The sequence below is a fragment of the Lysobacter antibioticus HS124 genome, from assembly GCF_000336385.2.
GTDB classification, from domain to species: Bacteria; Pseudomonadota; Gammaproteobacteria; order Xanthomonadales; family Xanthomonadaceae; genus Lysobacter; species Lysobacter firmicutimachus.
In genome coordinates this window covers 1-19,004 of sequence record NZ_HG424563.1, presented here as the reverse complement: position 1 = coordinate 19,004, position 19,004 = coordinate 1, and the positions used below count along the sequence as shown (strand labels likewise).

Genomic DNA, 19,004 nt, shown 5'->3' with positions numbered 1-19,004 from the left:
AGAGACGTGTGATATTCCCGGAAGGCAGCTAATCCGTCGGTGCCCGGCTCAGCTCCCTGCGCTTATCGTTGATTGGTCACGGAACACTGTAGTCATCGCTAAGGCACCACAGCGTATGGTACAGCTGCACAACGCCATTGCTCGTGTCGAGGCGGATGCCGTCGAGCAGTTCCAGGTTGGCGTTCCAACGGCAAAGTCCAACGCCAAATCCTTTCGTTACATAGAGTCTATTCACTGCGACATTCAATACCCGGTACACGTGCTTGCCGTCGACCACGATATCCAGATCGACGAAGGCAGGCGGCTTCGGAACGTCGAAGTTGAGCGGGTTCTTCGACCACTCGATGTACGACCAGAAGTTGACGATCTGGACGCCGATGCCCTTGGGGACGATCCAGTCCTTGTTGGCGGGAACGACTTCGTGCGCTTTCACGACCTTGACCGACGGGTCCAGCCCCTTGGTGGCTTGGGCGTACTGCTTGTCCGCGTCGACCTTGTCCTGTGCAGCCTTTTCCTTCGCTGCTCTTTCCTTGGCCGCCTTTTCCCGGTCGGCCTTCTGTTTCTCCAGGGCTGCGACGGTTTCTTTATAGAAGAAATCCTTCTTCTTTCCATTCTTGTCGTAGAACGCCAGCAGGGTGGCATCACCGGCGATGCCGTCCTGCTTCATGCCCAGTTTTCCCTGCATGTCATAGATTGCGTTCGCGAATTCATCCGAATCCGCCTTGATGCCGGGTTTCGCGATGAACAATGTCGGCTCCCACCCGCGAATCTTCTTGTAGACGACGTTCTGCTCGCGAGCATGCGGGTAGTCGATCTTTCTCTCGACTTCTGGCTTCGGAGAGGGAGGGTCCTTCTTGACGGCCTCCCGCTTGGCGTCCTCGAGATTGAGCTTTCCCGTCTTGCTTTCGCGCGCCTGTTCGAGCAGCGCCCTCGCTGTCTGCCGGTCCTTGAACTCTTGCATCGAGAGCCCGCTATCCTTGATGCGCTTGAGCAAGTCCAGCATTTCCTCCTTGGTGACCGCTTTGCCGCCCGGTTTTCCGAATACGGTCTGAAGGTCCTTCAGGATCTGCGGCTCGAATTCCTTCTCCCACTGGTCGCGATGGGCGCGCATCGCATCCGAATTGTCGGCGATTCCGCCCTTGGCCTCGAACTTCATGGCGGGAATCGCGTCGTCGGCGATGTGGCAGTGATATTTGGACAGATTGGGGCCCAGCACGTTATTGATGAGCTTCTGGTAGGTGGGAGCGATGTGGGTGCGTAGCAGCTCGCGGACATTCGGCGTAACGATTTCCCGATTGAACCAATCCGTGCCGATGACGATGCTCACCATGGCGCCGATGCCCAGTTGGGCAACGAGGCCCCACAGGCAGCCCAGCGCCGGCGGAGAGACGCAGGAAACTATCTGAACGCCGATGCGGATGAGGTCGACCGCTGTGGTCGCGATATCCATCCAGCGCTTGGCGTCCTGGACGGCGGTGACGAGCGCTTCGAGCTGCCTGATCACATCGCCCCATTCGGTCTCGAGCTTCTCCTTGCTCTCCTCGAACGACTTGCGGGCGCGGCAGATCTCGTCGCCGAAGCTTTCGTTGAGTTCTTCATTGAACCTCTCGACAAGCTTGTCCATTGCGCTGTGGAAGCAATCCGCGAAGAAGTTGAAGCTCTCCGTGATGAACGCTGTGAATGCTACTTTGCACGCGCTCACGACAACAGTCAGCAGCTTGCTGGCCCAACCGATCTTGGTCATGCCGCCCGCCTTGACTCCCTGGACCTTGGTGCGCACGTCTTCCATGGGCTTCTTCTTGCGCTCGAAGACGCCGATCACCTTGTCCCACGCACTGCCCAGCATGAATCGCACTTTTCCGAGGTACTTCCCCGCGCGACCGCTCCAGAACATCAGTTGCTTGTATTCCCTGACCTCCTTTTCGCCCGTGCCGGAAAGCTTGCCGCCCGCCTTGCCTATGCGCTTTTCGAACTTGACCTTGTCGCGATGGCCGGAGAGCTTGGAATCCAAGAACTTCCGGAAGTCGCCGCCCCAGGCGCCGCGCTTCTTCTCCCAGGCCGCCCCGCGCTCTTTCCAGTAGCTATCGGGCCGGTCCTTGGTGTGGCGCTGGATATGCCGCGTGGCGGCACCCGATGGCGCACGCGAGACGACCGGAGCGGGAGCCGCGATCGTCTTGGGGCTGGCCATCTTCCCCGGATGGGGATGCGAGTCCGTCATCGACTTCTTGAGTTCCCGCATCTCCGCGAGGTGCTTGGTGAAGTATTCGTCGGGGGGAGTGTCCAGCCCCTTCGCGAGATCCTTGTACAGATAGACGCCGCCGCCGACGTAGGCGACCCACAATCGCCGGTCGCCGTACTCGGTTTTCGGCGAGCCGATCTTGTGCTGTGCGTCCCAATTGTCGAAGTCCAGGAAGCCGGGCAGTTTGAGCTTGAGACGATCGAAGGAGATGCTGCCGCGCGTCTTGCCGCCGCTGAGCTGATTCACCCGCTTAACGAAGGCGTTGTATCCCAGCGCGTAGCTGTCCAGCTGGGCCACGCCTGCCGCCAACTTTCCGGCGTTCCACGGTTTGAGTTCGCCCAGCCAGATGTGCGACGGGAAGTCGCCCTTCCAGCCGCGAACGCCCTTCTTGCGATCTGGCCGCGTGGGCGCGGACGCCACTGCGGGCTGGGTGCCCAGGAACTTCGACGATGGCTTGTCCATCGACACGATTTCGTGTTCGGTTTCGGCTTCCTTGTACGCCTTGACTCCCGAGACCGTCTTTGCCGGCGTGGACATGTACAGGTCCGCCACGCCGACCTTGTTCATGCCGGGGGCGAAGCGATCCGCGCCCGGGATCGCCGCCTCGGTAACCAGCGCGGCGTCCGACTCGCGCAATAGCCTCTCGATGATTCCGTGGGTGGCTTTGCCCGAAACGTAGGAGGTGTTCTGGTACCACTTCGTCTCGTAATTGCTGCCCGCGCGCGATATTTGTCGTCGGCTCGCCATCTGCTGGATGGCGCCGTCTCCACCGCGCGAACCTGTCTGCTGCACGACATGCGTGAGCTCATGGGCAAGCAGGTGCTTGCCGGAGTCCGTGTCGGGACGGTACTGCCCTGGCGCGAAGTGAATGTCGGTGCCGCTGGTGAACGCATGACTGTGGATATCGCGGTTCATGGCGGCCGAAGCCGCGCCGGTGTGGATCTTCACTTGAGAAAAGTCGTGGCCGAATCTGGATTCCATGAAGTCGCGCGTGTCCGGGGGAAGCGCTGTGCCGCTTCCCTTGGCGGCATCGATACGCGATTCGAGATCGGCCGGAGCGGCTGAATCGCCCCCCTCACGCTTCGGGCTTACGGGCGTTTCTTTCGGGTTGACGAGGTCGATGTCCTCGGTCTCTTCGTTTATCTCTCCGGGTTCGGGCGGCTCGTCCTTGGCCGAGCAGCTCTCCGCCGAGTCGCGCTGAACGCCGGCGCCAGCGGTCGAGGAAACCTGCATCGGGGCCGCAGGATCCGGCATCCGCATTACGGTGTCGGCCATCTGATCCGCCTCCTGCTCGAAGCGGTCGCCCGGGGTGCCCAGCGAAAGCTTGGCCTGTACGGGCGCGTCGCGGCGCTGCAGCTTCGGAGGCTCGTGATCGCAAGCGTCGCACTTCGCCTGCAAATCCGGAGGCCCTTCCTCCTTGAGTTTCGCCGTTTCCTCGGCTTCGCAAGACGCGCATTTCGCCTGGATCATCGGCGCGAAGAACGATGCCGCGCTCGCCCTGTGCGGGCTGAAAAACGACTTGCTCGCATGACCCGAAGCTTCCTTGGCGGCGGTCTTTGTTCGCACGGCTCAGAATCTCTTCTTCAAGCCCGGAAACAGCTTCAATATGTCCATGTTCAACATGAACTGGAATCCCGGTCGTTGGAGGTCCGGCATGCCCGGGGTCTGGTTCATGAGCCAGGTCGGCTCGTAGCCCGGCGCCATGCCGGGCATCAGCATCGGGTACGGGCTCAACGATTTGAACGTCTTGCCTTCGGCCTTCAGCGCGCCGTCCAGGAAATCGAGGCCGAACTTTCCGCCGGTCAAGTTGAATCCCCTGCCTGTGGGGTCGTAGCCGGACTCCAGGCCGAATGTCGCGCCCGACGGAATGTACGCCGGGCGTTTCTTCCACAGGTCCAGATAGGGGCCGAGGGTGAAGTCCGCGGAGAACTCGGTTTCATGCTTCCCGGCCGCGGGAAGTTTGTAGCTGAAGCCATCGATGGGCGAGTACGGAATCAGCCCCAGCAACTTGCCGATGTTCACGCCCGACAGGGTTTCGCGCAGTTGCGGGTTCGATGCAAACGCCAGCCCCGCCATGCCCAGGTTCACACCGGCGAAACTCAACATCGCAGCCTTCTCGGCCGGGCTCGCCCTGTCCCATAGCGTGTACTTCAGGCGGGTGAGGCGCGGCTCGTACCACTTCTTGAACGATTCGTTCTCCCCGAGTTTCTCGGCGGCGGTCTTCAACCCCTCGGTGATCGGGTCTTTCTTCTCTTCCTCCTGGGCTGCGCCGGGGGCGTCCTCCTTTTGCAGCACGGGCGCATCGCCGGCGGCCGCGGGCTTGAAGAACGGATCGCCGGCCGCGGGCCCGCTCTGCGGCTTGAAGAACGCCGCATCGCGGGTCTGCGTGCCTTCCGCTTGTCTGCGCCTGAGTCTGCCCATGGCGGCCTCCCGCCGGGCGGGACGAAGCCCGCCCGGCTTGCCGGGTTACGGCGAACTCTTCTTCCTCATCAGCAGGAAGACGATCAGCAACAGCAGCAGGATCAGCCACCACCATTTCTTGAACACGGCGCCCAGACCGCCCGGGTTGTTGCCGGGCTGACCGCCGTCGACCTTGGGCGGCGCGGGGCTGTACCACGTGCCCGTGCCGAGGGGCTGGAATCTCTGCATGGTCTCGTAGCTCTTGCCGAAGCCCTCATGGCCGGTGACCATCACGTCGAACACGCAATCCGCCTTGCGCACCGGATCGGTGACCGCCGCGCACGCGGCCTGCGCCACCGCCTCGGTCGCCGGCTGCACCGAGGTCTGGCCGGCCAGGTCGCAGGACTGCGGCGAGTTGCGCGGCCACTCGTCCAGGGTGAACGTCGCCGTATTGCTGCCCGACGCGTAGTCGAACAGGCTGCTTGCATCGGTGACCCGCCACGCATCGGCGAACTTCTCGTACAGGTCCTGGTAGCGCTGATCGATGGACTCGGGCATCGAGCCGAGCGACGTACCGTCGGGCAACGCCGGAATCCAACTGCCTTCGGGGACCACGCCCATCGTGCCCTGGGTCGCCGAGGTCTGGTACACGTTGACGTTCAGATACCAGACCTTCGGCCCGTCCCAGAACCGCGGGGTGACCACCAGTTGCGTACCGCGGGCGTCGATGATCTCGATCGCGCCATCGGCGGCCTTGCGGATGTGGCCGTCGATGCCTCCGATCGCGGCCCCCGACGTTGCACTGCTGGCGTTGAGTACGATGCCGGCATCGGTCAGCTGGACCAATTTGCCATTCACTCGCAGCTCCATGCCCTTGCGCGTTTCCTCTACGTTCGGATTGGGTTGCAAGGTGACGCGGCTGCTGCCGACGCGGGCCGCCACCGCGGTGTACACCGCGACGCAATGCGTGATGCCCGTGTAGGCGTTGGTGATCGGGATGGTGGCCGTGGGCACGGCGGTCTGACGCGTCTGGATTTCCAGCTTGTCGTCGCGCAGCGCGGTGAATTCGCCGGCGCTCTGGAAGTCGTAGTGGACGCCGTCGACGGTGGTCAGATGGGGGTCGCCCCAGCCGCCGCCTTCGGCCGTAACGTGGAACAGATAGGTGCCCTTGCACTTCTTGGCGGGGTCGGACGCATCGGAAGCCGTCAGACTGAACTGATCCTGCTCGCCCAGCGCCGCGGCCGTGCCGGCGACCGTGGTCTTGCCGTCAGGGGCCGCGGGCGAATGCACGACATCCGGCGCGGGCACGGTCACTGTCAGCCCGGCGCAGGTGAACGGGCCAGTCCCCGAGCAACTCAGGTTCCCTCCCCCGTTCTCGAACACCCAATAGGCATCCTTGTTGGTCTCTATGTCCGTGGCCGTGATCGCCTCGCCCGGCTTGGCCGCGTACGAGTACTGGAAGTCTGCGCACGGGATGGGCAGGTCCTGAGGATCCGCCCAGGCGACGGACGGGATGCCGCAGGCACCGACCATCATCAGGATCGCCGGAATGCCGAGCTCCCGGCTGCGTTTCATCGCTCTGGCTGATTTCATGAGTCACTCCTCCTTGGGCGTCGAATTACGTTGGCTGGTTTCATGGGTCACTCCGTATCGGACGCTGACGTTTTCGCACTGGATTTAAATCGCGCGCCTCGTCTCAGAACACCGTCGCCTAATCCAGCCACTGCACGAAAATCCTGTCGTTGAGCCACGGCAGCGAGATCACCCCGAAGCCCCAGGGCAGTCGCGCGAGCAGCACATCCTGTGCGCGACGTTCCACTGTCACGCGGTAGCCGCCCTCCACCGCCTCCAGCTTGCCCTCGCGCAGGAAGAACTGGCTGCGCAGCCATGCCGCCGAACTGCTGCGCAACGCCGTCCAATGGCCGAGTACGGCGTCGAGCAGCTCGGCACAGGCGGCGATGTCCTGTTCTTCGAGCCAGAGGCTTTCCAGTGGCGAGTCCAGCGCGATGCCGGTGAGCAGCTTGGCGAAGCCCAGTTCGTACTCCGGCGTCCGGGCAAGCCCGGTCGCGAGGTGACCCAGCAGTTGCGCACCACGCTGCCTCGCTCCCTCGTCGACGAAGCAACCACGTTCCAGCAAGCCGCGGTCGTCGAACAGCGCCGCGAGGAAGGGGTGCAACAGCAGGATGCCGACGCAAGGCAGATAGACCGCTTCCCCCATCGCGGGTTCGACTTTTCGTCCCGGCGCCTCGCGCCGCGGAGCGCCCGGGCCGGGGGCCGCCGGCACAGGCCTGCTCGCTGCGGGGGCGATCGATGCGCCCTGCCCCATGTCCTGGAGCGCGGCTTCGCACCACTCGCGCCAGGGCGCAGGCAAGGCGGAAGTCGTTACCGGCCTGATGACGGGGGGGCTTGCCTCGCCCGTGGATGCGCTCATGACATCGCTCCGATGCCGCGATTGCTCCATCGCCAGTCTGCAGCGATCGGCCAACAACGACTGGACCAGGGCCGCGCCGGAGACGGCGTCGCCTCGCGCCAGAGACCATCCGAGCACTGCGCTCCAGAACGCTTGACGCCAGCGCTGATACGCCGCCGGAGAGTCCGCGGGGAGCAGTTCGCGCAGCGCCGCGGTGCAATCGCGTGCCGCCCCGACGCCGGCGACCAGCGTCTCGAGGCGGGGATCGTCCAAGGCATCGATCAGGCGTGGCAGGATGCGCGGTTCCTCCTCGAACAGCGAACGCACCGCCTCGATGCGTCGCGCATCGGCTGCTTCGAAGAGGGGCGGCCAATCCGCGTCCGGCGCCCGTCTCCACCAAGGCAGTCTTCCGTGTCGCAGGAAGAACATGAAGGCTTCGAATTCCCCGCCGCCTTCCTCGCTTGCCTGCGCGCTGCGTTGGCGCTGCGCTTCCGCGGCGCGGCCTTCCAGTTGCCTCCCCAATTCGGCCAGCAGGCGCCGCTCGAACTCCGGCGCCCAGTCCGCGCCCTCGATCCGGCCCACGTCGATCTCCACGCGGTCCAGCCGCAGCAGTTCGTGCGCCGAGGCCACCGCATCGAACACCTGCTCCATCCCCTTGAGCAGCGGCTCGCGGCAGGCGCGGGCCAGTTGCTCCTGGATGCCCGGCGCTGCTCTGGCATCGCCGACCGTGAGCTCCATGACCTGACGCTGGATGCGGTGGCGGTTAGGCGTCATTGGCGATCGCATTGAGCGCCTCCACCAGGGCATTGCGCGCGGCGGATACCGCTGCGGCGGGTGCGCCCGGGACCAGCACCGTGTCCAACCAGGCGAGATACCGGGTCTCGAACGTGTCGAAGCTTGCCGGCGATGCGCTCGCCGGGGATTCGCGGTCCACCCAAAACACCTTGATCAACAGATGGGCAGGACAGCAGCGCTGGATCATTCCCTCTACGTGCCGCCGGAATTCCGAACTGCGGAAGCGGTCCGGCGTCACGGGGGTGCGCACGGCATCGGCGGGCGCGAGCGCGAAGTCGCGTGCATAGCCCGAGGGCAAGACCAGCGACAAGCGGTGGCTGTAGGGATCGCGCTCGCGTCCCTCGCCTTCCGGCAGCGACAGGAGCGCATCCGTGTTCGCGAGCGGCCGCAACAGCAGGTGCTCCAGCAGATACATCGTCTCGGCGCCGTACTCGCGATAGAGCATCGCGACCGCGGCCTCGATGCCCGCCCGGGCGAGAGCGGCGCTGGCGAAGGTTCCCTGCCCCACCGCCAGCAATATGCCCGTCGGGTCGCGCAACTGGATCGCGAACGTATTGCCGCCCGCGGGGACCGCGCGATAGTTCCATTCGTCCATCCCGTAACGCAGCACGCGGCCGATGGATTGCTCCGCCAGCGCCACGGCGCCGGCCGCCGTGGTGTCGTCGTAGCGCACGTCGCTGGCCAGCAGCACCGCGCCAGCGGGCATGGTTTCGCGAAGCCGCCAACGACGGCCGACGAACCCCGGGGGCGCGGGTTCGTCGAAGATCTCGAAGAAGTCGCCGATGGGGCGAAGCGCGCGACGTCGGCGCGCGTTTCGTATCCCGCTGTGGTGGGCCAGCTTGCGCTCGAGCGGCGACAGGGAGGGCTCGATGCGCGCGGCGGCGAACAGCGCCGCCAGCGCCGGGGCGGCGGCGTTCGCTGCGACCAGCGAGACGAAGGTCTGGACACTCTCCGCGATCGCCTGAGCCGCGCCGCCTGCGCCGTCGGTGAGCCGCAGGCGGAAAACGCCGCTACCGCTGTCGAAGCCGATGTAGTTGCTGGTTCGCGCGGCGAAGGCCAGGGCGCGCTCGCCCGAGATCGCGGCCATGATGTCCGTGGCCTCGGGAGCCGCGCCGCGCAACCGCGGCTGGCCGTCCGGGCTCAGCATCCAGCGGAAACCGACGCCTTCGGCCAGGACGGCAAGCATCCCTTCGTCGCGCTGGACGGGGTTGCTGAGCGCCTGCAGGCGCATCGCACTGAGTTCCGGCGTTTCGCGCAGCAGCGCGGATTTCAAGCGCAGCAGACGGGCATCGGCGGCTTCGCGCCGGTCTGCGACCCGTTGCTCCTGCTGCGCCGGCGGCAAGGCGCGTACGTCCAGTTCGGCGCGGGCCCAGCGATGCACCTCCTGCGCCAGTGCCGCGGCGTCCTCGCCCTGGCGCGCCAGCCTATGGTCCAGGATGCGATTGCGCCGATCGAGCAGACGCTCGCGGGTCTCCGCGGCCTGGCGCAGAGCTCCGGCCACCGGGTTGTCCGGGTCGGCGATGAAGGCGGCCCAGTTGCCGCCGGCGGGGAACTGCCGCAGCAACCGCGGCGCGCCAGGCAGGTCGAACGGCGGGCGTGTGACGTAAGTCGTCCCGGCCTCGCCGTTCCCGGAATAGAAGCGGTTGATGTGGCCCAACTGCGCGGTCATGTCGCCCAGGAACTGCTCGAACAGGAGCAGATAGCCCTGGAGCTGACGCACGGCGGCGTGCCGCTCGGCGCTGGCGCTGTCCGGCAGCGCCGCATCGCCGGTGCCGAACAACGCCGGAAGATCCATTTGCAAGGGGGTGTATTCGTCCACCGGCAGGACGTCGCCGGATACCACCGGCCAGACGGGCGACGGAGCGTCCGTAAAGGCTTCATCCAAAGCCTGTGTCTGCATGGCCTGGAAGAGGCTGAGCACGCGCGCCGTGTCGTAGGCCACCTCCACATCGTTGCGCACGACGGTGATGCGCGACTTGGCCAGGCTCAGGCGCGGACGGTAGCGTGCGATCTGCACCAGGTGCAGGCAGTCCTCGGCGCCCGAGGTAATGGGCCGGTTGTTGATGAAGTTGGCCAGGGTCAGGTCGGTGACGGCGACGATGTCGCGCGCCGCCACGTCCTCCTGAGTGACCACGTCGTCGCCGCCACCGCCGCGGCGTTGCATGATCCGCCGCAAGATGTCGGAGGTGTAGATCACATCGGGTATCGCCCGGCCGCTAGTGGCGCGATCGAGGAAGCCCCGGCGCAACAGCGGCCCGTCGTAGATCGAGTCGGGGTCGGGTTCGGCGACGCGACGCTCCGCCAGCGACTGGAAACGCACGTACGGCGACAGCATTGCGTCGATGTCCAGGAAGATGCGCGCCAACAGCGCTTCGACGTCGATGCCGCCGGTGACCTCGAGACGGGCGTTCAAGGCGATTTCCTGCACGCGCGCCAGCCCGATGCGCACGGCCTGTTCGCCCAGATTTCGCCAGCCGGCGACATAATCGGCCAGCTGCGCGACGGCGGCGGCCGCCTCGCGCACGCGAATGGCGAAGCGCGACAGCGGCGCCCCGGGCAGGTTCGTTTCGATCGCCGCCCGTGCCGCGACCAGAATGGCCGGCACCACCAGGCCGGGCTGCGCGATCTTCTCCACCACGCGCAGAAGCACCCAGGCCTGCATGCTGCCGGGCGTCCCGGAGAGGTCCGTGTAATCCACCCGGATGCGTCCGAAATAGCTTTGGGGTTCCGGCAGCGCGCGCCAGAAAACTCCGGCATCGGGGAGCATGACGACGGCATCGAGCGTCACGGGCCGATGGAAGGGCGCGGCCTCGATGTCGTCCCAGCAGGGCAGCGCGACTTCGATATCCCAGGTGTCGCCGGCCGCCAGCACCGGAAACGGATAGGTATTGCTGTTGAGGTCGCGTTGGGACAGTTCTACCAGTACGTCGTAGAGCCCGGCGGTGCGCGAACGCACCGGCGCGACGGGCGGCGGCACGAACGTGAGAGGGGGATCGGCATCGACTTCGTAGAAGGCGACCTCGTTCTGTCCGGGATGGAAGATCTGGGCGTCGCTCACCAGCGGGTGGTCGAGCAGGAGGGCGCGCAAATCCCGCGCATTGACCGGACCCACCGGCAGCACACGGTGCGCCGGTTCGTACTCCGCTTCGGCGTGCGCCTGGCCGCTGCGCAGCAGGTCGGCGATGTCGAGTTGCAGCTTCAGCCCCAACTCGGTTATGGCGTAGCTGGCCGCCTCGAGCAGCGTGATGCCCGGGTCGTGGACGTTGTGGTCCGTCCAACTGTCCTTGGCCAAGGCCCGGATCGATTGCATCCCGCCTTCGCGCAGCCTGGCGTAGTCCAGACTGATCCGGTCCGGCGGCGCAGCCGAAATGTGCAGCGTCTGGCTCATCGCGCAGCCTGCGATCTAGCCTGAGCCAGGGCGTGCTCCAGCGCATCGACCTTGTCGGCGAGTTGCTTGACCGCGTTGATGAGCACGAAGGTGAGCGCCGAAGGATTGAACACCCGCAGGTCCTCCATGCCGTCGGCGTTCGAGTCTGTGGGCAGTCTCTCCACGGTCTCGGGCAGGATCTCCTCGATCTCCTGACCCAGGACGCCCACTCCCTGCTGGCCGGCGCGCGTGCCGGCCAGGCCGTTGTACCGATAGCGGATCGGACGCACGCGGCGAAGCTCAGCCAGGCCTGCGTCCAGATCACGGACATCGTCCTTCACCCGGGCGTCGGAGGTGAAGGCCCAAGCGCCGTTGCCGTCGTTCTTGAACGCACCGCCGGCCACCTGGAACACGGCGGCGCCCGACCCCGCCAGCTCGGACTCGGAGCCGACCACGACGTTGCCGTTGGTCGTGATGCCCAGGCGCACGGAGTTGCCGCCCTGGCGCAGGCTCAGTACCTGCCCGGTCGCTGCGTTGAGATTTACCGCCCCGGTATTCGACTGTCTCAACGCATAGCTGGAATTCACCGCGCCGACATTCGCGCCCAGCGCCTGATGTCCGAACAGCGCGAAGGAACTGAAGGCGGCGCCGCCGCTGCCGACCATGGCGTTGCCGAAGCGCACCTGCTCGGCCGGCCCGGTGTTCGGGCCCAGCACCACTTCCAGCCTCGCCGCCGGTTCCGCCGCGCCGGTGTTGATGCCGACACGGCCGGCGCTGTAGGAGATCGCGCCGGCCGCGCCCACGGCCGCGAACCCGCCGCCTTCCCCGCCGCCGACGTTGCTCCAGCCGGCGCCATTGTTGACTTGCAGCTGGCCGCCGTTGAAGCGCAGCCCGCCGGCGATATTGGGCACGGCGCTGTCGCCCAGGCGCAGGCCGCGCGAGAGCATCAGCGTGCCGTCGGCGTCGAGGTCGAGGCCGTCGGTCGCCTTGTTCAAACAGCTGTCGATGAGGTCGCCGAACGCCCCCTGGTCCGGCCGATCGCCGTTCTTGAAGTAGGAGTTCTTCAGGAAGTCCCTTGTCTGGTTGCTCATAGGTCACCCACCCGCTCATGTTGATCTGGAGATTTCACGACACTTCCAAGCCGACTTCGAAATCGAGGCGGACGGTCATGTAGCCGATGCCGAGCGCCGTCACGCCCGAGCACACCTCCTCGCCGGGCGCCACGGCCGTGATGAGGTGTTGCGGATGCGAGACCAGGATCGCGTGCGCCTGCGTGGTGCCGGCCGACTCGAATGCGCGCCCGACGATGAAATCGTCGTCGACCCGCATCTCTCCCAAGCCAGGCTTCGGCCGTGCATGGACGATGAAGTCCTCGTCGATGACCATCGAGCCGATGCCCTCGGCCTTGGTTCCCGAGTACGTGTGGTAGATGCGCAGGCCGACGAGGTGGTCGACGTAATGGCGTCCCTCGATGAATGCGAGGATCTCGGAACGGTAGATGCGCGCGCCGAACGGGATGTCCTCGCCCACCTGGTACGCCCAGGGCGACAGGAAGCGGCGCAGGTCTTCGTTCAACACGCCGCTGTAGTAGCCCGGGTCGAAGCCGGGCCCGAACACGACCTTGGCTTCGACCCGAACGCGTTCGAACACCGGCCGGATCACATGCAGGTCCAGGAACGGCGTGCCGAGGCCGTCGAAGTAATCGGCGATGCGTGCCAGCAGGTCCTCGCCAGCGCGAGGCTCCAGCGGATTGGCGGCGCCGCCCCGGCGCAGGTTGGGCACCACCACCAGGGCCGCATGGCCTGCGCGAGCCCTGCCGTCCGCATCGGTGTGCGGCAGGCACTTGGCCTTGAACACTTCGGGGAAACGCTCGAGCGCCAGGCGCTCGATATCCCAGGGCGTGACAGGGCGCCGGCGGTGACGCAGCCGCTCGCTGGCGCGGCGAACGAAATCCTCGTTGCTTTCCGGCCCTCGCCCGTCGAAGGAAGGCCGCGGCTGGGTTATGGCGCGGATCGCCGCATTGCGCTGAACCAGCGCCTTGATCGAAGCGGCCGGCAAGCCTTGCCGCAGATGGGTCGCGAATTCCTCCAGCGGCGCAGCGCCCGGTTCGAAGCGGGCGGCAGCGGCCTGCGAACGGATCGAGAGCGTGCGCGCGGCGCCCCCGGGCGGCTTGTCGATGGATGCGCGCAGCCAGGCCAGCCCGGACGGCAGGCTCTGGTGCTCGAGCACGGCCGCGGCCGGCACATCGATGGCGATGATGCCGGGACTCTGGAACCCCAGTGTGGTGTCGATGAGCAGGGAACCCTCGCTCAAGGGGCGCCACTGATCGCCGGCGCCGAGATAGCTCCATCGCGTGTCCCCGGTGGCCAGCACGTCGGCAGACTCGGCCGTGCCGGCGTCGATCTCGAAGTACAGGGTCAGCGTGCCGGGCGGTTGCAAGCGGTCGATGCCCAGCAGCAACTCCGCGCGAGCGCTCAGGCGCGGCACCAGGCGAGCCTGTGCGGGGTCCGGGGCGCGCACGGCACCGTGCGGGCCGACCACGAAGTACGCTGCCGGCTGGTCGTCGTTGGGCACGAAATCGCCCGTCGCGTGGTAGTCCAGGGTCAGCGAACTCAATACTGGCGTGTATGGATCGCTGGGCAGCGGAACATTCGTGCCCGGCGGAGAAGTCGCCAGCTTGATGGCCTGGCGGGCATACCGTTGCGCGAACACCGGGTGGCCGAAAGCCTCGAAAGGCACCGCACCGGAGAACACCGCAAAATCGTCGCGCGTCGGTTCGCTCAGCACCAGGCGCGCGAAACCGGCGCGGCTCTGAGGTGCGAAGGTGTCGGGCACCTGCAGATCGGGCTGTTCGCGGTAGTCCAGCCCCTGAAACGCGAAGTTGAACGCACTGGCATTGGCTGTGATGGCGTTGACATCGGCGGTGACCGGCTCGAACAGCGTCTGGTTCACCAGCAGCCGGCGGAACGCCCGCTCGTGCAACAGGTCCACGCTGACGCGGAAATTGTTGGCGAAGGTGTCCGACAGGGTGTTGTTGACGGTGTCGAAGTAGCCGCGATAGTGATCGAACAGGTCGAGCGGCGGAGACTTCCACTCCAGGTTGAAGGTCAGCGAGTCCAATCTCTTCGAGAACGCCTCCTCGCTGCCCACGTAGAACACGCTGCCGATGCGCGGCTGGCTGCCGAACAGGGGCATGGGTTTGCCCGCATCCAGCGGGGTTTCGTCGCTTTGCACCACCAGGCCATGCAGCCCCGACACGCTCACTGCCAGGTCGATGCGTTCGACGGCGAAGCGGTCGAAGAGCTCGAAGGTCCCGGATGCGCCGTTCACCAGGCAACGCAGCACAGGCCGGTCGCTGGTCATGCCGGCGCCGTGCAAGACAGGATCGAAGGACACGATCGCAGGAGACGCCGAGCCCACGTCGATCGTCAGGTCAAGCGCAGGCTGCCCGGAGCCGGAATCGGCCACCAGCGTGGCCTCCACGCGATCCGGAGTGAGCCAGCCTGCCGCGCCGCTCATGGTCACCGCGACCGCACCGGTCAGCCCCTGCGTGCTGATCGGGGCGGCGCCGTCCACGCGCAGATGCGCGCGCAGCGTAATGCGACGCTCGCCCTCGGCGAGCCTGAGGATGGGCGCGGCCACGGCGAATCCCAGCGACGCTTCCTGCATGAAGCGCTGCGAGACATCGAGGTCCAGCTGCTGCCGCCCGAAGGTGTAGCCCCCGGGCCCTTCGAGCGCGGAGAATCCGTCGGCGACGAACACGCGACGATGGTGCTGGATGTCCTCCTCCACCACAACGCGGCGCACCTGCGCCACGACGGCGGCGTTGACCACGATCTCGTTCTGCAGGGCGTAGGCCAGTTGCCGGCCCGCACCGTCCTTGCCGCCGTCGAGCAAAGTGCCCGCGGGCAAGCGCGTCGCGGCCGCGTTCTGCGCCAGCTCGAAGACGGCGTGTACGCAGTCGCGCTCGGGTGCGTGAAGCAACAGGCCCAGCTGACGGGTGTAGTAGTGCAGCAGGTGGCGACGCGTCAGATCGTTGAAGTCGCCCTGGAGATGCTGGAACAGTCGGAGGAACGCGAGAAACAGCACCAGGTGCGGTGGCCAGTCCGAGCGCGAAGCCAGCAGCAGCTCAAGATCGCCGGCCGAGCGCATGCGGTCGGTGCCGGGCGCCAGCAGCGGCTCCAACAGAGCCTGCCAATCGCCGGTGGATTGGCCGGACAGGTCGTAATAGCGAACTTCCGCCGCCACGCGATGCGCATAGGCGAGCAGGTCGGAGAACGACCGCTCGTCCGGCACGACGTAGTCCGCCTCCAGCCCGGGCAACAAACGCTGCAACTGGTTGGCGCCGTCGGGCCGCAGCAGGTTTCCATAGCGGCGGAACAGGTCCATGGTCAGGCCTTCGCCTCCGCATGATCGAGGTAGAAGGGATAGACCAGGTTGGTGCGGGTATTGGTGGCGCGGATGGTGTAGTCCAGGCGGATCAGAATGAGCCCGGCCTGGTCGACAGCGGGGTCGAAGTCCACGCGGTTGAGTTCGATGCGCGATTCGTAGAACAAGATCGCGCTCTCGATCTCCTGCGCCAGGTACGACGCGAAGGACGTCGACAGCGGCTCGAACAGCAGGGCGTCGCGTTTCCAGCCGAAGCCCGGGCGCATCACGCGTTCGCCCAGTCCGGTGGACAGCAGGATGTCGAGGCTCTGGCGGATGTCGTCCTCGGCCTCCGCCATGGCGACGCTGCGCCCCTGGTTGCCGAACGTCACCGGAAACGACCAGCCCTTGCCGAGGAATTGAGGATTGTCGGCCACCTCAACCTCCGATCATCACAGTGAAGCAGCCCACGACGAGACTGCCGCCGTGCGCGGTGCTGTCGCCCAGGCGCGCAGCCGGCATGCCCGCGATCATCACGCTGCCGCTGCCGGCCACCACCACGTCCGGCGGTCCGGTGCAGGTCAACATGTCGCCCACCCGCAGTGCGGGCTGGCCGCCGATCATCACGGTCGGCGCCCCGGGCAATGCCGGCCCGCCCACGTGCGGCACCGTACCGGTGACCATGGGGCAGACGTGCATGTCGTTGGCGCGCGCAGCGGGCGGCATGGCAGTCGATCCGTTCCTCAGTTGATCATCACCATCGACCCCTTGAGGGTCAGGTTTCCGCTGCTGGAAACCTCGGCCTTGGCCTGCGCCTTGGCTTCCAGCGTCGTTTGGGACTCCAGGGCGATCTTGTTGGCCTTGGCCTCCAGCTTGGTCTTGGCGGTAAGCGCCACGGCCTTCTTCGCGCTTTCGATGACCACGCCCTCCTCGCCCAGCACCAGCTTGTTGCCGTGCTGGTCCTCGAGCGTGATGCCGCCGTCCTCGTCGCTGAGGACGATACGGTTCTTGCCGGGAGTCCTCAGCGTCATGACTTTCTTGTCGTCGTCGAACTCGAGCGTGAGCCCGCTGCGCGACACGTAGGCCTTTGTATGGTTGTCCGCCGTGGCTTCGAGCGGCGGCGCCTTCTTGCGGCTGTGGAGCATGCCGAGGATCACGGGCTGCGAGGGGTCGTCATGGAAGAAACCCAGAACGACTTCGTCGCCTACCTCGGGCCGGAAGAACGTTCCGCGCTTGTCGCCCGCATCCAGGGTGGCCACGCGCGCCCAAACGCCCTGCTCGCCCATTCCGGCCAGCGGCACCTTCACCCGCACCCGGTGCTCCTTGCCGGGGTCGTCGGCCAGTTCGCTGACCACCCCGATCTGCAGCCCATGCACGGCGGCCGCGAGTCCCGCGGCCGGCAGGTGGTCCATCGCCACGCGCGCAGCATGCGGCTCGCGCGGCAATCCGAACTCGGCATCGGTGATCCATCTGCCGGAGCTGAACTCGTGACGCACCCCGGTGACATAGACCTTGCCGTTGAAGCGTTCTCCCAGGCGCGAGAGTTCCAGCAGTGCCCCGGGCTTGACGGCAGTCAGGCCGACGAAGCGAACGCGGCCGCGAGCGGCGGCCAGCCGGGCCCGCAATAGCGCGCCGTCGGCCCATTTCTGCAACTGATCGTTGGCCAGGCTGCCGCCGTGCCACAGCACGTCCTCGGTGCGGCCGGCGGCGGCGCTCAACTTCGACGCGCCCAGGTTGCCGTTGCCGCTCCAGCCCGGGTCCTTCGCGCTGGCTTCCAGCAGCGTCTGCTCCGCCGGGTCCCATGCCACCGCGCGAACGGCGCCGGACTGGGTGCGGGCGTCGATCTCCGCATCGAGTTCGAGCACCGTGAATCCATAATCAAGCGCTGCCGCCGGCGGGTCGTCCAGCGTCGGCTTGACCGTGGCCACCTTGCCTGCGTCGGCGAAGCACAGCTGTCCCGCCGCCTCGACGCGGCTCACGAGGAAGTCCCAGTCGCTGGACTGATACTGCAGCAGCTGCGGATGGCTTACGTCGCTGCTCGCGACTTCGCCCGCGCTCACGCCGGAGCCGGGATACTCGCCCAACAGCTTCTTCGCCACATCGCTGTCGCTCATTTCCTCGAAATAGCGGTTTCGTCGCACCAGCGTCATGACGAACACCGGGTCGCGGCATTCCACTTCCAGCCAGGACGCGCCGTCGCGGGACACGATCCGCTGGGTCAGGATGACGCCGCCGAAGATGGCTTCCGTTTCGCCGTGGTATCCGGCCGCGATCTGGATCTTGTTGCCCGGCACGAACAACTCGCCGGTACTGCGCATGAAGTCTCCGCGCGCCGCGTCGCCGTCGCCGATACGCAGGCGGGCATAAGGCACACGGTTCGCCTGATTGACCACCTCCACGCCTTGCAAGGCCACGGTGCGCGGAAGCTCGGCGCCGTCGACCTGCACGGTCAGCGTGATGACGTCGGTGGGGCGAGTGATGGGCAGCGCACTCATGCCTTCACCCCCACCGGGGGGAAAGCGACCCGGCTGGCCGGGCGCAGGCGGCGGAAATTCACCAGCTTGTTGACGCGGGCGACCTCGAGATACAGCTCGGGCTTTCCGTAGATGGCGTACGCCATGGCCGGAAGAGTGTCGCCCTCGCGCACGTCCCGCAGATGCGTCAGATCCGGCGAAGTGGCGTTTTTCTTGCGCTCCGCCAGCGACCTGGGGACGTGCTCGCAGAACGAACAAGCGGCAATGGCGCGCAGCGGCGTGCCGTCCGGCTTGAACAAGGTGTAGCGGTAGCTCACCGAGGTCAACACGCAGGGGAATACCAGCGCGCCCCAGACCAACAGCAACTCGCGCGGCCGGTGGATGGTGCCGTCGAACGCATGTACCAGGCGGTCGAACTTCTGGATCTCGTCCATGACCACGAACTTCTTCGGTCCGGACAGCGCTGAGGCGATGGCGCCCACCAATGGAATGTCGCCGAGCTCCGAGGGCTCGGGCACGACACCGGTGCCGTCGAACAGGAATTCGAAGGAAAGATTCGCCGGAGGCGTGTTGTTGTAGAGCGCCTCGGACGCCGTATCGCCCTGCCCCGTCTGGCGCGAGTAGTTGATCAGCTTGTTCAGCGTGTACGTGCCCGGATTGACCTGGACCACGTACGTGTCTTCCGGACTATCCGACGGGACGGGTTTGTCCTCCGGACTGGCCGCCGGCTTGAACGCGCGCAGCGTGAGCTTCTCGAGCTTTCCTTTCTCGAACAGCATCAGCGTTCTCCCTTGCGTTCGAGGATGCGCATGACTTCGCGCACACAGACCTGCACCAGGTCGCCGTCGGCGGGCGCGGAATCCGCGTGGGCGCCGGGTGCTCCGCCCTGATCCTGGCCGTCTTTGCCCGCGGGGAGACCGCAGTTTCCCGGCCCACCGCCCCCGCCCCCGC

Annotated in this window: 12 protein-coding genes; all 12 read right to left on the bottom strand. The window is 66.3% G+C overall.

What is annotated here, in order from left to right; all coding sequences use genetic code 11:
- Window positions 1-76: 76 nt before the first annotated feature.
- Window positions 77-3,805, bottom strand: coding sequence for a DUF4157 domain-containing protein (locus tag TX83_RS19220; protein WP_141233579.1), 3,729 nt, complete (start codon window positions 3,803-3,805; stop codon window positions 77-79).
- Between the two features lie 3 nt (window positions 3,806-3,808).
- On the bottom strand, window positions 3,809-4,660 hold the full coding sequence (locus TX83_RS19215) for a hypothetical protein (protein ID WP_064749609.1): 852 nt from the start codon (window positions 4,658-4,660) through the stop codon (window positions 3,809-3,811).
- A 45-nt stretch (window positions 4,661-4,705) separates the two neighbouring features.
- The gene (locus tag TX83_RS19210; protein WP_141233578.1) at window positions 4,706-6,232 is read right to left on the bottom strand and encodes a hypothetical protein; all 1,527 of its coding nucleotides are present in this window, start codon (window positions 6,230-6,232) and stop codon (window positions 4,706-4,708) included.
- Window positions 6,233-6,350: 118 nt separating this feature from the next.
- A complete protein-coding gene (locus tag TX83_RS19205; protein WP_141233577.1) occupies window positions 6,351-7,823 on the bottom strand; it encodes a contractile injection system tape measure protein in 1,473 nt (490 codons plus the stop codon).
- Window positions 7,813-11,232: a hypothetical protein gene (locus TX83_RS19200; protein ID WP_064749606.1), complete on the bottom strand. Its 3,420-nt coding sequence runs from the start codon at window positions 11,230-11,232 to the stop codon at window positions 7,813-7,815. Before TX83_RS19200 ends, TX83_RS19205 begins: the two co-directional genes overlap by 11 nt.
- Window positions 11,229-12,302 carry a tail fiber domain-containing protein gene (locus TX83_RS19195; RefSeq protein ID WP_064749605.1) on the bottom strand — a complete coding sequence of 358 codons (1,074 nt, stop codon included), beginning with the start codon at window positions 12,300-12,302 and terminating at the stop codon, window positions 11,229-11,231. The genes TX83_RS19200 and TX83_RS19195 overlap by 4 nt, the downstream gene beginning before the upstream one ends.
- A gap of 34 nt (window positions 12,303-12,336) precedes the next feature.
- Window positions 12,337-15,600 (bottom strand): hypothetical protein, encoded by a 3,264-nt coding sequence (locus tag TX83_RS19190; RefSeq protein WP_064749604.1) that lies wholly within the window; start codon window positions 15,598-15,600, stop codon window positions 12,337-12,339.
- A 2-nt stretch (window positions 15,601-15,602) separates the two neighbouring features.
- Window positions 15,603-16,016, bottom strand: coding sequence for a GPW/gp25 family protein (locus TX83_RS19185; protein ID WP_064749603.1), 414 nt, complete (start codon window positions 16,014-16,016; stop codon window positions 15,603-15,605).
- A gap of 1 nt (window position 16,017) precedes the next feature.
- Entirely contained in the window at window positions 16,018-16,305 is a 288-nt protein-coding gene (locus TX83_RS19180) for a PAAR domain-containing protein (protein ID WP_064749602.1), read from the bottom strand.
- 17 nt (window positions 16,306-16,322) lie between these two features.
- Entirely contained in the window at window positions 16,323-18,074 is a 1,752-nt protein-coding gene (vgrG, locus tag TX83_RS19175) for a type VI secretion system tip protein VgrG (RefSeq protein ID WP_064749601.1), read from the bottom strand.
- The gene (locus tag TX83_RS19170) at window positions 18,071-18,832 is read right to left on the bottom strand and encodes a hypothetical protein (protein WP_064749600.1); all 762 of its coding nucleotides are present in this window, start codon (window positions 18,830-18,832) and stop codon (window positions 18,071-18,073) included. Before TX83_RS19170 ends, vgrG begins: the two co-directional genes overlap by 4 nt.
- A partial coding sequence (locus TX83_RS24265) for a DUF5908 family protein (protein ID WP_428992579.1) occupies window positions 18,832-19,004 on the bottom strand: 173 nt, incomplete at its 5' end. The genes TX83_RS24265 and TX83_RS19170, both read right to left, overlap by 1 nt.

Excerpts from the sequence above, each read along its gene's own strand:
- TX83_RS19180 (WP_064749602.1), bottom strand. The coding sequence starts at position 16,305 with ATGCCGCCCGCTGCGCGCGCCAACGACATGCACGTCTGCCCCATGGTC.
- TX83_RS19210 (WP_141233578.1), bottom strand. The coding sequence starts at position 6,232 with ATGAAATCAGCCAGAGCGATGAAACGCAGCCGGGAGCTCGGCATTCCG.
- vgrG (WP_064749601.1), bottom strand. The coding sequence starts at position 18,074 with ATGAGTGCGCTGCCCATCACTCGCCCCACCGACGTCATCACGCTGACC.
- TX83_RS19170 (WP_064749600.1), bottom strand. The coding sequence starts at position 18,832 with ATGCTGTTCGAGAAAGGAAAGCTCGAGAAGCTCACGCTGCGCGCGTTC.
- TX83_RS19200 (WP_064749606.1), bottom strand. The coding sequence starts at position 11,232 with ATGAGCCAGACGCTGCACATTTCGGCTGCGCCGCCGGACCGGATCAGT.
- TX83_RS19205 (WP_141233577.1), bottom strand. The coding sequence starts at position 7,823 with ATGACGCCTAACCGCCACCGCATCCAGCGTCAGGTCATGGAGCTCACG.
- TX83_RS19195 (WP_064749605.1), bottom strand. The coding sequence starts at position 12,302 with ATGAGCAACCAGACAAGGGACTTCCTGAAGAACTCCTACTTCAAGAAC.
- TX83_RS19190 (WP_064749604.1), bottom strand. The coding sequence starts at position 15,600 with ATGGACCTGTTCCGCCGCTATGGAAACCTGCTGCGGCCCGACGGCGCC.
- TX83_RS19215 (WP_064749609.1), bottom strand. The coding sequence starts at position 4,660 with ATGGGCAGACTCAGGCGCAGACAAGCGGAAGGCACGCAGACCCGCGAT.